Here is a 15,106-nt window from a genome sequence, read left to right on the forward strand (position 1 = left end):
GATGACGATCGTGTCACTCCCCAGCTGCAGGGATTTCTGAGTCTGGCCGTCCCGGCCGGCGTCATGTCCGCGACGCTCTACCTCGAGGTGCCGAACGATCTCACCGCCGCGCAGATCAACAAGCGCCTGCGGCTGCCGATCATGGAGGCGCTCTCGCACATCGGTGAGGAAGTGACCTCATATCGGGTCGTGGTCAATCACGAGCTGGCCGAGCAGCAGGCGGCGCCGATCGCGGTGGGCGATTTCGGGCGACACGAGCAGGTCCGTGTGGAGTCGCCGATGGAACAGCCGACACAGTTGCGCCATGAATCACGGCTCAATCCGAAGTACACCTTCGACAACTTCGTGATCGGCCAGTCGAACCGCTTCGCCCACGCGGCCGCCGTCGCCGTGGCCGAAGCCCCCGCGAAGGCCTACAACCCGCTGTTCATCTACGGCGACTCCGGCCTCGGGAAGACGCACCTCCTCCACGCGATCGGTGACTACGCGCAGTCCCTCTACGCCGGGGTCAAGGTTCGCTACGTCTCGAGTGAGGAGTTCACCAACGACTTCATCAACTCGATCGCCAACAACCGTGGCGCCGCGTTCCAGGCCAGGTACCGCGACGTCGACATCCTCCTGATCGACGACATCCAGTTCCTGCAGGGGCGGGCCGAGACGCAGGAAGCCTTCTTCCACACCTTCAACACGCTGCACGATCACAACAAGCAGGTCGTCATCACCAGCGACGTCGCCCCGAAGCATCTCACCGGCTTCGAGGATCGGATGCGGAGCCGCTTCGAATGGGGTCTGATCACCGACGTGCAGGCTCCCGACCTGGAGACACGCATCGCGATCCTCCGGAAGAAGGCGCAGAGCGAGGCGCTGCACATCCCCGACGAGGTCCTCGAGTACATCGCGACCGTGGTCTCCTCGAACATCCGTGAGCTCGAAGGAGCCCTCATCCGGGTGTCCGCCTTCGCCAGCCTGAATCGATCGGCACTCGACATCTCGCTGGCCCAGACCGTGCTCCGCGACATCATCGACACGGCCGAGGACAACATCATCTCGCCGACGGACATCATCACGGCCACGGCGCAGTACTTCAAGCTCACGGTCGACGACCTCTACGGTTCCAGCAGATCGCAGCAGATCGCCACCGCCCGACAGATCGCCATGTACCTCTGTCGGGAGCGCACCAGCCTGTCCCTCCCGAAGATCGGTCAGCTCTTCGGCAACCGTGACCACACGACCGTCATGTACGCGTACAAGAAGATCAGCGAGCTCATGAAGGAGCGACGTTCGATCTACAACCAGGTCACCGAGATCACCACGCAGCTCGGGCGTCGCTGACGCCGCGACACGCGGGTATGAGGGGGACTCGGCATCCGAAGGGGTGCTGGGTCCCCCTTTTCGCGTCCTGACAGGCATTCCCGGCACCGGATAGATGCCTCTATGCACATGTGGATAACTTGTGGATGACTGTCAGTCAGATCGGGACGAATGTGGGTCAATCGATCAAACCTGTGGATAACTATGGGGGAGCCTCCGCACCCGTAGTCGGCCCCAGCCCGCGGATTCCTCAGGGATTCCACAACTGACAAGCGTGTAGTTCCTTACTCGCTCTTGCTATCCACCGAGTTATCCACAGTATCCACAGCTGTTAACACCGTTAAGGAGTTAAGTCTTTCAAGGCGCGATCCCATCACCAGACGGTGGGGAGAACCGTCGAACGAACGACAAGAACTCCGGCGTAGGGATCCGGGCGAACAGGGGGCTAGCATGGGAAGCCCTGCACCGGCAGGGCCGACGACAACGCGTCACAGTTCGACGACAAGGGAGCACCAGTGAGGTTTCAGGTCAACCGCGATGTCTTCAGCGAGGCTGTCTCGTTCGTCGTCAAGCTTCTGCCGCAGCGCAACCCGCAGCCGATCCTGGCCGGTGTGCTGATCGAGGCGGACGGTTCCGGACTCACACTTTCGGCTTTCGACTACGAGGCCTCCGCACGGACGACGATCGAAGCCACCGTCGAGACCCCGGGCACGATCCTCGTGCACGGTCGACTTCTCTCCGACATCGCCAGCCGGCTTCCGAACGCTCCGATCGAGATCGCTGTCGAAGAAGACGGTGGCATCACCGTCACCTGCGGCTCCGCCCGGTTCACCCTCGCGGCCATGCCCGTCGAGGAATACCCGTCGATCCCCGAGGTGAGCGGGTCTTCGGGTGTCGTTCCTGCCGATGACTTCGGTACGGCGATCTCGCAGGTCGGATTCGCGGCTTCCCGCGACGACGTGACCCCGGTGCTGACCGGCGTGCAGCTCGAGGTTTCGGGTCACAGCCTCAGCCTCGTCGCGACCGACCGTTACCGGGTCTCTCTCCGTGACGTTCCGTGGGACGGGGAATCCGTCGAGGCGACCGCACTGGTTCCGGCGCGTACGCTGCTCGAGGTCGGAAAGACCTTCGGCCACGCCGGCACCATCCAGATCGCTTTCTCCGGAGCAGGGGACCGCGAGATCATCGCGTTCACCGCCGGCAACAAGACGGTCACATCGCTGCTGATCAAGGGCAACTTCCCGCCGGTCCGCCGCCTCTTCCCCGAGCAGACCGACCACTACGCGGTCGTGAACACCGCTGATCTCGTCGAGGCCGTCCGGCGTGTGTCGCTCGTGCTCGACCGTGCCGCGCCGCTTCGCTTCACGTTCTCGAACGACAGTGTGACGATGGATGCTTCGGGCAGCGAGCACGCCAGGGCTTCCGAGTCCGTCGACGCGATTCTCTCGGGCGGCGACGAAGTCACGCTCGGCCTGAACCCGCAGTATCTGATCGAGGCTCTCGGTGCGGTGAAGAGCGAGTTCGTCCGCGTGACCTTCACGTCGAGCGACAACGCCAACAAGCTCAGCCCGGTGCTCATCACGAGCCAGACTTCGGTCGATCAGGCCGGTCTCGATTCGTTCAAGTACCTTCTTCAGCCGAACCTCCTCCTGCGCTGATCCTGAGGTTTTCGACCGTTACCTGTCGGAAACAGCAACGCTCGGAACACGAAACACCAGGCTGCGAGAGTCAGCAGTGCCCCAGAGCACGGCTGCTCCGCATAGCCGTGCGGCCGCGCTCGTCTCTTCAGACGAAAGACGCTCCGCATGCCACCAAAAGCTCCCACCCGTTTCCGACGCCTGCGTGCTCACGGCTCGGGGGTCGCATTCGCCGCAGCGACCTTCCTGGCATTCGGTGTGGCATCGTCGGCCTCGGCCGCCACGATCCCGGTCGGATACGAGGCGGTCTCTCTGACGGCGGCACCGACTTCGGTCTCCGTCGGTGACACGGTCACGATCACCGCAGTCTTCACCGGCCTCGTCGATGCGTACGCCTATGAGCTCGACATCGCCTATGACGAGGATGCCCTCGCATTCGTCGACGACAGCGAGCAGTCGCCGTCCGGAGGATTCCACTCGGCGACGGACACGGGGAGCGAGGTCGCGATCGCCGCCACCCGCCTCGGTACCTCGCCCGGTCTGACCGGCACGCAGACTCTCGTGACGGTGAGATTTGCTGCGATCGCCGATGGGGATGCCGCCGTCGGCATCGCATCCGGTCGGATCATCGGTTCCGACGGGAATACCACCACGATCGATCCGAGTGCAGCTGGCGCGTCGACGGTCGTCGAGATCATCGCCGACGACGAAGGAACGGAGCCCGGTTCGGGCGGCGGTGGATCCCCGGGCGGGGATCCCGGTTCCGGTTCGCAACCCGGAACCGGATCGGACACCCCAGCGGACGGCTCGCTCGCCGTCACGGGAGCCGACGCCGCCCCCTGGCTCATCGTCGGCGCCGGAGCCCTGGCTCTCGTGGCAGCCGGCACCGTCCTCGCTCTCCGACGGAGGACACGATGACCCGGCGTGACGGCACGGCACAACGATCGAACAACGAGAGAGACAAGACCGTGAAGAAGACCATGCTCAGGGCCGTCGCCATCGTGTCGGTGGCAGGTACGGCGATCGTCGGCCTCGGCATGGCGAGCAGCTCGGCGACCGCAGCGGCGTTGCCGGCCGCTGTGAGCCTTCCGCCGTATTACAGCCAGCTCGATGTGACGGGTGATGCGATGGTCACCGCCGAAGACCTGGAGATCGCAGGGGATTCGCTCGGTCTGACGACAGCTTCGCCAGACTGGTCGAGCGTGTCCATCCTGGATACCGATGCCGACGGTGAGCTCACGATTCTCGATCTCGCAGATCTGTCGCAGCGCATCATCTACGACGACGGGCCCTTCGAGCTCGTCGAAGCGACGGTGATCGACATGCAGTCAGCCATGAATGCGGGAGTCGCGAGTTCGCAGAGCATCACGCAGGAGTACCTCGATCGGATCGAGGCATACGACCGTGCCGTCGTACCGGGCGGAAGTCGTCCGCTCAACTCGATCATCACGGTGAACCCGAAGGCGCTCGATGCGGCAGCGGAGGCCGATGAGATCCGTGCGTCCCAGGGTATGACGAGCATGTTGCTGGGTGTTCCGATCGCGCTGAAGGACAACTACGGCACGGTCGACATGGTGACGACCGGTGGATGCGCGTGCTGGAACGAGAACCAGACGACCACCGACGCCTCGATGGTCAGCGGTCTCCGCAGCGACGGTGCCGTGATCATGGCGAAGGCGAGCCTCGACGAGTTCGCCTACGGGTTCGTCTCCGAGTTCTCGTCGTTCCAGGAACCGGGTTCGACATCTCTCGTGGCGAGCCCGTACGACACCACGAAGACGGCCGGCGGGTCCAGCGGAGGGACGGGCGCCGCCGTCGCGGCCAATTTCGCCGCGCTCGGCTTCGGCACCGACACCGGCGGATCGATCAGGGTCCCGTCGTCGTACAACCAGCTCGTCGGAGTTCGTCCCACCGTCGGTCTGGCGAGCCGTGACGGCATCATCCCGCTGGCGCTTTCGCAGGACACGGGCGGACCGATGGCCCGATCGGTCATCGACGCGGCCATCGCACTCGACGCGGTGGTCGGAGTCGACGAAGCCGATCCTGTCACCGCACGGCAGCAGGGACTGGTCCCCGATTCGTACACCTCGTTCCTCGACCCGGATGCGCTGCAGGGTGCGCGCATCGCCTTCATCCCCTCGATGGTCGGGACCAATTCCGGCACCGTCCGCCTCTTCTCGGAGGCGACTGCGGCGCTGACCGCCCAGGGCGCGACCATCGTGCCCGTGACGCCGCCGGCAGGTTTCGCCGCCGTGCTCAACGAGGGATCCGGATCGACGAACGAGTTCCGACACGACCTCGACGAGTACATCGCCACCCATCTCGGTCCCGAGGTCGAGGCACGGACGCTCACGGACATCCTCGCGACGAACAGCTTCGTGACGTCTCGGCGATCGATCTACGAGGCACGCAACGCCGTCACCGACGCGACGTACGAGGCGTGGGCCGGCGACACCGGCTCGCACACGGTGCAGATCGCGGCGGGCAAGACCCTCGTGACCCAGATGATGGAGGATCTCGATCTCGACGCGATCGTCTATCCGAGCACGAACGCATATGGGACCCAGGGGACGAACATGAGATTGAGCCCGAACACCGGGATGCCGTCCGTGACCGTTCCGATGGGTCGGACGATCGAGGGTGAGTCTCTTCCCGGCAGCGGCGTGAACCTGGAGTTCCTCGGACGGGACTTCGACGAGGGCACCTTGCTGGGGCTCGCGTATGCGTTCGAGAAGACCACGGGCGCCCGCACCTCGCCGTCGCTCTACGGACCGCTTCCGTGATCAACGGCCGGCGGCTGCTCGACGGACTCGAGCGGCCGCCGGCTCGAATCCGCCGGAGGGAGATGTCAGAGCCCGAAGGTAGGCTGACAGCGTGATCGTGGAACACCTGAGCTTGGTCGACTTCCGCAATTACGCGACCGCTGAACTCGCGCTCCACCCCGGCCCGAACGTGCTTGTCGGTCGAAACGGGCAGGGCAAGACGAATCTCGCCGAGGCGGTGGTCTTCCTCGCGACCCTCGGTTCGCACCGGGTGTCGTCGGATGCGCCGATGGTGCGCGACGGCCAGGAGTTCGCGGTCATCCGTGCGCGGCTCTCGCATGGCGAACGGCGGGTTCTCGCCGAGGTGCAGGTGAATCGGCAGGGGTCGAACAAGGCCCGCATCAACGGCTCGCCGTCGAAGCCGAACGAGCTTCCGCGCTACGCGCATGTGGTGCTCTTCGCCCCGGAAGATCTGCAGATCGTGCGTGGCGATCCTTCCGCGCGCCGCCGATTCATGGATCAGCTGCTCATTCAGCGTATCCCCCGCATCTCGGCCGTGCTCGCGGACTACGACCGCGTGCTCAAGCAGCGCAACGCCCTGCTCAAGTCGGCGCGAGCCCGCGGCATCCGCGGTGAGGGTCTGAGCACGCTCGATGTCTGGGATGACAAGCTCGTCGCACTCGGTTCCGAGATCATCACGGTGCGCCAGCGGTTGGCTGCGGATCTTCAGCAGCCGGTGGCCGACGCGTATGAGGCCATCGCCGGCGCCGATCATCGTCCGCAGTTGGAGTGGGCGCTGTCGGTCGGCGGTGGGGATCCCGAAGAGGGAGAGGACGGAGCGTCGGGCGCGGAGGAATCCCCTGCCAGCGGCAAGCTCAGTGATCCGCAGCACATCGCGGAACTCTTCCGTGCCTCGTTGGCAGCCAAGCGGTCGAGCGAGCTCGATCGCGGTCTCACACTCACAGGTCCGCATCGTGACGACCTGGTCCTGCGTGTGCGTGATCTCCCGGTGAAGGGTTACGCCTCACACGGCGAATCCTGGTCGGTCGCGCTCGCGCTCCGACTGGCGTCCGCCGAGTTGTTGCGCAGCGAGTCCCCCGCCGGAGATCCGGTGCTGATCCTCGACGATGTCTTCGCCGAACTCGATGCCGACCGACGACAGCGACTCGCGACCCTGACGGCGGGCTACGAGCAGGTGGTGGTCACGGCGGCGGTGGAGGAGGATATCCCCGAGGTGCTGCATGCCCACGTCGTGCGGATCAGTGCCGGGACGATCAGCGACGAGCGGGAGGCTACGGATGACTGACGCCGCGTCGACTCCGCCGGTCGAAGTGCCGGAGACGGTGGGCACGTACCTGCGCCTGCGCGGGCTGCAGCCGAGCTCGAAGAGCTGGAAGCGCAAGCGCCGCATCGTCACCGACGACGACAACGCGCCGTTCACCCCGGGTCGGGATCCGGGTGCACTCGGCGCGGTGCTCGACAAGCTGAGTCGGGACTCCGGCTGGCAGATCACGCTCGCCCGTGAGGACCTGGTCCGGCAGTGGGCCGATCTGGCGGGCGCCGATACCGCGAAGCACTCCGAACCGGTCTCTCTCGAGCGCGGATTGCTCACCGTGAAGTGCGACTCGACGGCCTGGGCGAAGAACCTCCAGTTCATGCGGGCGACCATCCTCACCGAGATCGGCCGTCGCTATCCCGACGCGGGTGTCGAGAACCTCCGCTTCATCGGACCGGACGTCCCCTCCTGGAAATGGGGTCCCAGAGTCGTTCCAGGGCGGGGCCCGCGCGACACCTACGGGTAGGACACCACGAATGGGGTCCACAACGCTCAGAGGGCCACACACGGCCGTTGAGCGGCATTTCCCGACGAAACCCCGCTAGAATGGGAGTTCGTGATATCGATGTGGAGAATGCCCTCTGATGACGCCTGAATCCCCTGCTGACGAGACGGAATCGAACACCGGGGGAACCTCCGACCCCATCGACGGCTCCGAGACCACGAGCAACACGATCTCTCCCAAGATCAAGCAGCCCGGCGAGTACGGAGCCGACTCGATCCAGATCCTCGAAGGCCTCGAGGCGGTGCGCAAGCGACCCGGTATGTACATCGGGTCCACGGGTCCGCGCGGTCTGCACCACCTGGTCTACGAGATCGTCGACAACTCGGTCGATGAAGCACTCGCCGGATACGCCGACACGATCTCGGTGACGATGCTCGCCGACGGCGGCGTCCGCGTGGTCGACAACGGTCGTGGCATCCCGGTCGACCCGCACTCCTCCGACCCGAACAAGTCCACGGTCGAGGTCGTGTTGACGATCCTGCACGCCGGTGGAAAGTTCGGCGGCGGCGCCTACGCCGTCTCCGGTGGTCTGCACGGTGTCGGCTCCTCGGTCGTGAACGCGCTGTCGACCCGCTTCGACGTCGAGGTCAAGCAGAAGGGCTTCGTCTGGCGCCACTCCTTCGCCGACGGCGGCATCCCGCAGCAGAAGCTCGAGAAGGGCGAGGCGACCGACGAGACCGGTACCAGCATCACGTTCTGGCCGGACGCGTCGATCTTCACCGAATCGATCGACTTCGACTACGACACACTGCGCACGCGGTTCCAGCAGATGGCGTTCCTCAACAAGGGATTGCGCATCGATCTGCGCGACGAGCGCGAGTCCTCGGCCTATGAGGTGGAGGAAGAGGGCGCGACGATCACGAAGCAGCCCGGCGATGTCTTCTTCTACGAGCGCGGACTCGTCGACTACGTCGAGTACCTCAACAAGGTGCGCCATGCCGAGGTCGTGAACGACGAGATCATCGCGTTCGAGTCGGAGGACACGCAGCGCAAGATCTCCCTCGAGGTCGCCATGCAGTGGACCACCTCGTACACCGAGAACGTCTTCACCTACGCCAACACGATCAACACCCACGAGGGCGGAACGCACGAGGAAGGCTTCCGCGCGGCGCTCACGACCCTGGTGAACAAGTACGCCCGTGCGAACAACATCCTCAAGGAGAAGGACGACAACCTCTCCGGCGACGACGTGCGCGAGGGACTCACGGCGGTCATCTCGATCAAGCTGGGCGAGCCGCAGTTCGAGGGTCAGACCAAGACCAAGCTCGGCAACACCGAGGCGAAGGCTTTCGTGCAGAAGGTCGTCGGCGATCAGCTCGGAGACTGGTTCGAACGCAACCCGGTCCAGGCCAAGAACATCATCCGCAAGGCTCTCGACGCGGCGACCGCTCGCCTCGCCGCCCGCAAGGCCCGCGAGACCGCACGTCGCAAGAGCGTCTTCGAGTCGGCGGCCATGCCGGACAAGCTCAAGGACTGCACGAGCAAGGATCCGTCGATCAGCGAGATCTTCCTCGTCGAGGGTGACTCGGCCGGTGGTTCCGCCGTGCAGGGTCGCGACCCGCACACCCAGGCGATCCTGGCGCTCCGCGGCAAGATCCTCAACGTCGAGCGCGCGCGTCTCGACAAGGCCCTGGGCAACAAGGAAGTCCAGGCGATGATCCAGGCCTTCGGCACGGGCATCGGCGAAGAGTTCGACATCGAGAAGGCGCGCTATCACAAGATCGTGTTGATGGCCGATGCCGACGTCGACGGCCAGCACATCACCACGCTGCTGCTCACGCTGCTGTTCCGTTACATGCGCGGACTCATCGAGGCCGGCTTCGTGTATCTCGCGATGCCGCCGCTGTACCGACTGAAGTGGTCGAACTCCCCGCACGAGTACGTGTTCAGCGATGCCGAGCGCGACGCCCTGCTCAAGCACGGCCTCGACAACGGCAAGCGGATCCCGAAGGACGCCGGCATCCAGCGCTACAAGGGTCTCGGTGAGATGAACCCGAAGGAGCTGTGGGAGACGACGATGGATCACACCACGCGCACCCTGCAGCAGATCACCATCGAGGATGCCGCCGCCGCCGACGAGATCTTCAGCGTGCTGATGGGTGAAGACGTCGAGTCCCGACGCAGCTTCATCCAGCGCAACGCCAAGGACGTCCGCTTCCTCGACATCTGACGCCCCGCGGGCTCAGACCAGATGTGTGACAGAGAGATTGATTGATGACTGACGAAGAACGCACCGAGCCGGAACACGACCACGGCAAGATCGACCAGGTCGACCTCCAGTTCGAGATGCAGCGCAGCTACCTCGACTACGCCATGGCGGTCATCGTCGGGCGTGCCCTCCCCGACGTGCGCGACGGCCTCAAGCCGGTTCACCGCCGTGTGATCTACGGCATGTACGACGGCGGCTTCCGCCCCGACAAGTCGTTCTCGAAGTGCGCCCGTGTGGTGGGCGAGGTCATGGGCCAGTACCACCCGCACGGCGACTCGGCGATCTACGACGCCCTCGTGCGTCTGGTGCAGCCGTGGTCTCTGCGGTATCCGCTGGCTCTCGGCCAGGGCAACTTCGGCTCTCCCGGCAACATGGGCGCCGCGGCTCCTCGATACACCGAGACCAAGATGGCCCCGCTCGCGCTCGAGATGGTGCGCGACATCGAAGAGGACACGGTCGACTTCACCGACAACTACGACGGTCAGACTCAGGAGCCGACGGTTCTGCCGGCCCGCTTCCCGAACCTGCTCGTCAACGGCTCGGTCGGTATCGCGGTCGGCATGGCCACGAACATCCCGCCGCATAACCTGCGCGAGGTATCGGCCGCGGCGCTGTGGGCACTCGACAACCCCGGCATCTCCCGCGAGGAGCTGCTCGACGGCCTGATCCAGCGCATCCCCGGTCCGGACTTCCCGACCGGCGCGCAGATCCTCGGCACCAAGGGCGTCCACGAGGCGTACCGCACGGGCCGCGGCTCCATCACGATGCGCGCCGTCGTCAACGTCGAAGAGATCCAGGGCCGCACCTGCCTCGTCATCACCGAGCTGCCCTACCAGGTCAACCCCGACAACGTCGCGGTGAAGATCGGCGACCTCGCCCGCGACGGCAAGATCACCGGCATCGCCGACATCCGCGACGAGTCTTCCGACCGTACGGGTCAGCGCCTGGTCGTCGTGCTCAAGCGCGACGCGGTCGCGAAGGTCGTGCTGAACAACCTGTACAAGCACACGCAGCTGCAGGAGAACTTCGGCGCGAACATGCTCGCGATCGTCGACGGCGTGCCGCGCACGCTCGCGATCGACGGTTTCATCACGCACTGGATCACGCACCAGATCGAGGTGATCGTCCGGCGCACGGAGTTCCGTCTGCGCGAGGCCGAGAAGCGCATGCACATCCTGCGCGGATACCTGAAGGCGCTCGACGCGCTCGACGAGGTCATCGCGCTCATCCGTCGGTCGCAGACCACGGCCGATGCGAATGAGGGACTCCAGGAGCTCCTCGACATCGACGAGATCCAGGCCGACGCGATCCTGCAGATGCAGCTGCGCCGTCTGGCTGCACTCGAGCGTCAGAAGATCATCGACCAGGCGAACGAGCTCGAAGCACAGATCACCGACTACAAGTCGATCCTCGCCGACGAGGGCCGTCAGCGCACGATCATCCGTGAAGAGCTGACCGGCATCGTCGACCGCTTCGGTGACGAGCGCCGCACGCACATCCTGCACGGCTTCGACGGCGACGTCTCGATGGAAGACCTCATCGCCGAGGAGGAGATGGTCGTCACCGTCACGCGCGAGGGCTACATCAAGCGCACGCGCAGCGACAACTACCGCTCCCAGCACCGTGGCGGCAAGGGGGTCAAGGGCGCGCAGCTTCGTGCGAACGACATCGTCGAGCACTTCTTCGTGACGACGACGCACCACTGGCTGCTCTTCTTCACCGACAAGGGTCGCGTCTACCGCGCGAAGACGTATGAGGTGCCGGAGGCCGGACGCGATGCCAAGGGCATGCACGTCGCGAACCTGCTGGCGCTGCAGCCCGACGAGAGCATCGCGCAGGTGCTTGACATCCGCGACTACGAGGTCGCCGACTACTTGGTGCTGGCCACGCGCGAGGGTCTGGTCAAGAAGACCCGCCTCGAGGCGTATGACACCAACCGCCAGGGCGGCGTCATCGCGATCCGCCTCAACGACGAGGACGAGCTCGTCAGTGCTCTCCTCGTGAACGCCGAGGACGACATCCTCCTCATCAGCCGTCGCGGCATGTCGGTGCGCTTCGAGGCGACCGATGAGGCGCTGCGTCCGATGGGTCGGGCCACGGCCGGTGTGCGGGGTATGAAGTTCAAGATCGACGAGGACTGCCTGCTGTCGGCGTCGGTCGCCGCCCCCGGGAAGTTCGTGTTCATCGTCACGGACGGCGGCTACGCGAAGCGCACCGCGGTCGAGGAATACCGGGTCCAGGGACGCGGTGGAACAGGCATCAAGGTCGCCAAGCTGAACGACGATCGGGGCACTCTCGCGGGTGGTCTGATCGTCGCCGAGGACGACGAGGTCTTGGTGGTTCTCTCCAGCGGCAAGGTGGTACGCTCTGCCGTGGCCGAGGTCCCCGCCAAGGGTCGAGACACCATGGGAGTGGTGTTCGCCCGGACGACGGAGGCCGACCGCATCCTCGCCATCGCCCGTAATGGCGAGCGTGGCCTCGCCGAAGACGAGGCCGATGCGGAGGATGCCGAGACCCAGGCACCTGAGACGACAGAGACCCCCGAGGATACAGACGCATGAGTACAGTGGCCGACAAGCTGGCGAAGAAGTCGACACGCAAGACCAGTGGCAAGCAGGTCCGCCTGCGTCTGGTCTACGTCGACTTCTGGTCGGCCGTGAAGCTCTCGTTCCTCGGAGCGGTCGCTCTCGCCGTGGTCACGATGGTGGCGTTCTTCCTGATCTTCCTGGTGCTCCAGGCGACCGGGATCATGAAGACCGCTGAGGGATTCCTGCTCGGCATCACCGGCAACGAGTTCGTGCTTTCGGAGGTCGTCGGTCTGCCGCAGGTCATGGCTTTCGCCGCGGTCGTGGCGATCCTGAACCTGATCGTCTTCACGGTGCTCGGCGCCGTCGTCGCCGGGATCTACAACCTCGCGGTGAAGGTGACGGGCGGACTGCTCGTCGGGTTCATGTCGAACTGATCCTCGAACCGGATTTCCGAAGGGCGGATGCTGCGGCATCCGCCCTTCGTCGTCCCCCGGTGTGATCGGCGCTCAGACGACGCCGGTGGTGCCGAGGAGCGTGCCGATCAGCCAGGTCGCGGCGAGAGCGAGCGCTCCACCGATGACCAGTCGGATAGATGCCCTCAGGGGCGGGGACCCGCCGATCCGCGCCGATAGTGAACCGGTGATCGCGAGGGCGATCAGGACGGCGACGAAGGTGATCGGAACACGCCACTCGGGCGGCGGCAGCAGGATGGCGAGTAGCGGGAGCAGAGCTCCGAGCGTGAAGGCTACCGCCGAAGAGAGCGCCGCGTGCCACGGATTGACGAGATCGTCCTGGTCGATGCCCAGCTCGACCTCCAGGTGGGCGGAGAGCGCATCGTGTGCGGTGAGCTCCTCGGCGACCTGACGTGCGGTCTCCTCGGAGAGGCCCCGGTCGCGATAGAGCTCGGTGAGTTCGGCCAGCTCGGCGGCCGGCATGGTGCGCAGCTCCTCACTCTCCTTCGCGATCAGCGCGCGTTCACTGTCGCGCTGGCTGCTCACCGAGACGTACTCTCCGAGCGCCATCGAGATCGCCCCGCCGACCAGTCCGGCGATCCCCGCGGTGAGCAGGGCTGCGTTGTCGGTCGTCGCGCCCGCCACGCCCACGACCAGTGAGGCGACCGAGACGATGCCGTCGTTCGCGCCGAGCACTCCCGCGCGCAACCAGTTCAGTCGTTGACCGAGACCTGCGCCGTGAGGTTCACCTTCGTGGGCTGCCATGCAGCCAGTGAAGCAGATGGACATCGCGCTCGATAGGGGCGGCGATATGCAGTCCATTCTGGAGAGAGCTAGGAAAGCCAAAAGCGCTCAACAATTTGGTTTTTCTAGCTTTGTTGATCGCCTAACTGAGCCAGTCGAGACGACAGATCGCTCGCCGGGTGCCACACGATCGGGTGCTTGGTCACTCCGCGGGTAAGGAGCCCAAACGACTCGAGGTACGACAGATCGTTTCTCGCCGTCTGGCTGGAAACGCGATAGCGGTTCGCGATCTCGATCGCAGTGATGCCGAGAGGAGATCCTCTCGTCAGCCATTCCAGGATCTGAGTCTGGCGCATATTGAAATCCCGGACAGCGCTGCGAAGCGCCGACTGCACCCGTTGTGACTCACGCTGGCGGCTCTGGATGTAGAGGTCGAGTTCATCGAGAGCCCGTGCGATCACATGGAGTTGGTGGAGGATGAAATACGTCAGGTCGTTGCCATCATCCTCGGTGTACTGATAGCTGTCGCCATATTTTCCTGGGGCGGCACGAAGGATCTTCGAGATCGCAAGGTACTCGGCGAGCCAGTAGCCGTTGTGAAGCATCGACCAGTAGAAGGCGGTTCGTGCGATTCTGCCGTTCCCGTCGGCGAAGTAGTGGTCGTAGCCGAACATGAAATGGGTGATGATCGCGCGGACGATGGGCGGAATGTAGGGCGAGTCGGACGAGGATCCGTTCGCGAAAGCACTGAGTTCTCTCAGACGATCGGGAAGGTCCTCTGCCGGGGGCGGCACGTGAACTTGGATGTCCCCCGCCCATACGCTCACTCGCTCGTGTTCCGGTGTCTCGATTCGTCCGGCATCCGCTGGGTCGTCGAGGGTGTCTTCAGTCAGCACTCGATGCAGCTCCAGAATCCACCCCGGCGAGAGCGGGTCACTTGAGAGCTCGGTGACCTGGCGCATGGCGCGGTAGTTGTTGAGGATCATACGTTCTGACTTTGTCCGCGGATCTCGTCCGGTACTCAGGAGTTCCACGGCGACCCGCCGGGTGGTGGAAGCGCCTTCGAGTTGACTCGACGTGATCGCTTCTTCCACGAGAGATCGAACAATGAACTGGTCGCGGCCTCCTGGGGTCATGGCCGTTCCTCCTCCCGCAACACTGCCCCCAGCGCGCCGTCCGATTTCCTCGGTCAGTTGCAGAACCTCGTCGGTCATTGCAAAGGTGAAGGACGATCCATCCTTCGCCCGCAACGGCACCGTACGCATCTGGGCACTGCGCTGGAGCTTGAGGCGAAACCACCACTCATCGTGCGTGAGACCGTCCGGCGGAGTCCGACGAATGAGCTGCTCCCAGTGCAAGTACCGTGAGTCGTCGAGTGGGCGGCCGAACAGAAGACCGCTCACGTCGTCCGAGTCCTTGCTGAGTACGCGCGATTGAAGGTCAGCAAGGTTCGGAGACGGATGACGTAGCGGCATGAGTGGATGTCCTCCAGTTCAACAAAACAAGACAAAACAAAATGCAGAGCTAGATTTTGCTATCTCACTGTACCGCCGTGGGGTGTTCAACGGCGGAAAGCACCCGTCATCCGTTATGGAAAACCCGAAGTGGAGTGTCCGGCTGAC

At 64.6% G+C, this 15,106-nt stretch carries 11 protein-coding genes; 9 read left to right on the forward strand and 2 right to left on the reverse strand.

Translation table 11 applies throughout. The features are described 5' to 3' along the window. Positions 1-63: 63 nt before the first annotated feature. The 9 genes from dnaA (at position 64) to OC372_RS13935 (ending at position 12,722) form a co-directional block, all read left to right on the forward strand. The gene (dnaA, locus tag OC372_RS13895) at positions 64-1,332 is read left to right on the forward strand and encodes a chromosomal replication initiator protein DnaA (protein WP_372469430.1); all 1,269 of its coding nucleotides are present in this window, start codon (positions 64-66) and stop codon (positions 1,330-1,332) included. Positions 1,333-1,826: 494 nt separating this feature from the next. Then, entirely contained in the window at positions 1,827-2,969 is a 1,143-nt protein-coding gene (gene dnaN, locus OC372_RS13900; RefSeq protein WP_029264206.1) for a DNA polymerase III subunit beta, read from the forward strand. Positions 2,970-3,116: 147 nt separating this feature from the next. Next, positions 3,117-3,866, forward strand: a complete 750-nt coding sequence (locus OC372_RS13905) for a cohesin domain-containing protein (RefSeq protein WP_262002417.1) — start codon at positions 3,117-3,119, stop codon at positions 3,864-3,866. Next, complete coding sequence (locus tag OC372_RS13910; protein WP_262002418.1) at positions 3,863-5,731, forward strand: amidase family protein; 1,869 nt, start codon at positions 3,863-3,865, stop codon at positions 5,729-5,731. The genes OC372_RS13905 and OC372_RS13910 overlap by 4 nt, the downstream gene beginning before the upstream one ends. A 91-nt stretch (positions 5,732-5,822) precedes the next feature. Then, positions 5,823-7,016, forward strand: coding sequence for a DNA replication/repair protein RecF (gene recF, locus OC372_RS13915; RefSeq protein ID WP_262002419.1), 1,194 nt, complete (start codon positions 5,823-5,825; stop codon positions 7,014-7,016). Beyond that, positions 7,009-7,512, forward strand: a complete 504-nt coding sequence (locus OC372_RS13920) for a DUF721 domain-containing protein (protein ID WP_029264204.1) — start codon at positions 7,009-7,011, stop codon at positions 7,510-7,512. Before recF ends, OC372_RS13920 begins: the two co-directional genes overlap by 8 nt. Before the next feature lie 118 nt (positions 7,513-7,630). Next, entirely contained in the window at positions 7,631-9,721 is a 2,091-nt protein-coding gene (gene gyrB, locus OC372_RS13925) for a DNA topoisomerase (ATP-hydrolyzing) subunit B (protein WP_308737271.1), read from the forward strand. Positions 9,722-9,765: 44 nt separating this feature from the next. Beyond that, positions 9,766-12,321 carry a DNA gyrase subunit A gene (gyrA, locus tag OC372_RS13930; protein WP_029264202.1) on the forward strand — a complete coding sequence of 852 codons (2,556 nt, stop codon included), beginning with the start codon at positions 9,766-9,768 and terminating at the stop codon, positions 12,319-12,321. Further along, entirely contained in the window at positions 12,318-12,722 is a 405-nt protein-coding gene (locus OC372_RS13935) for a DUF3566 domain-containing protein (protein WP_029264201.1), read from the forward strand. The genes gyrA and OC372_RS13935 overlap by 4 nt, the downstream gene beginning before the upstream one ends. A 72-nt stretch (positions 12,723-12,794) precedes the next feature. Here OC372_RS13935 and OC372_RS13940 read toward each other — a convergent pair whose 3' ends face one another. Both OC372_RS13940 and OC372_RS13945 read right to left on the reverse strand, forming a co-directional pair. Next, positions 12,795-13,505, reverse strand: a complete 711-nt coding sequence (locus tag OC372_RS13940; RefSeq protein ID WP_036304393.1) for a VIT family protein — start codon at positions 13,503-13,505, stop codon at positions 12,795-12,797. A 104-nt stretch (positions 13,506-13,609) separates the two neighbouring features. Then, positions 13,610-14,887: a Fic family protein gene (locus OC372_RS13945; protein WP_262002420.1), complete on the reverse strand. Its 1,278-nt coding sequence runs from the start codon at positions 14,885-14,887 to the stop codon at positions 13,610-13,612. Positions 14,888-15,106 lie beyond the last annotated feature (219 nt).

The sequence above is a fragment of the Microbacterium sp. Mcb102 genome, assembly GCF_024519805.1.
In the GTDB taxonomy this organism is placed as follows: Bacteria; Actinomycetota; Actinomycetes; order Actinomycetales; family Microbacteriaceae; genus Microbacterium.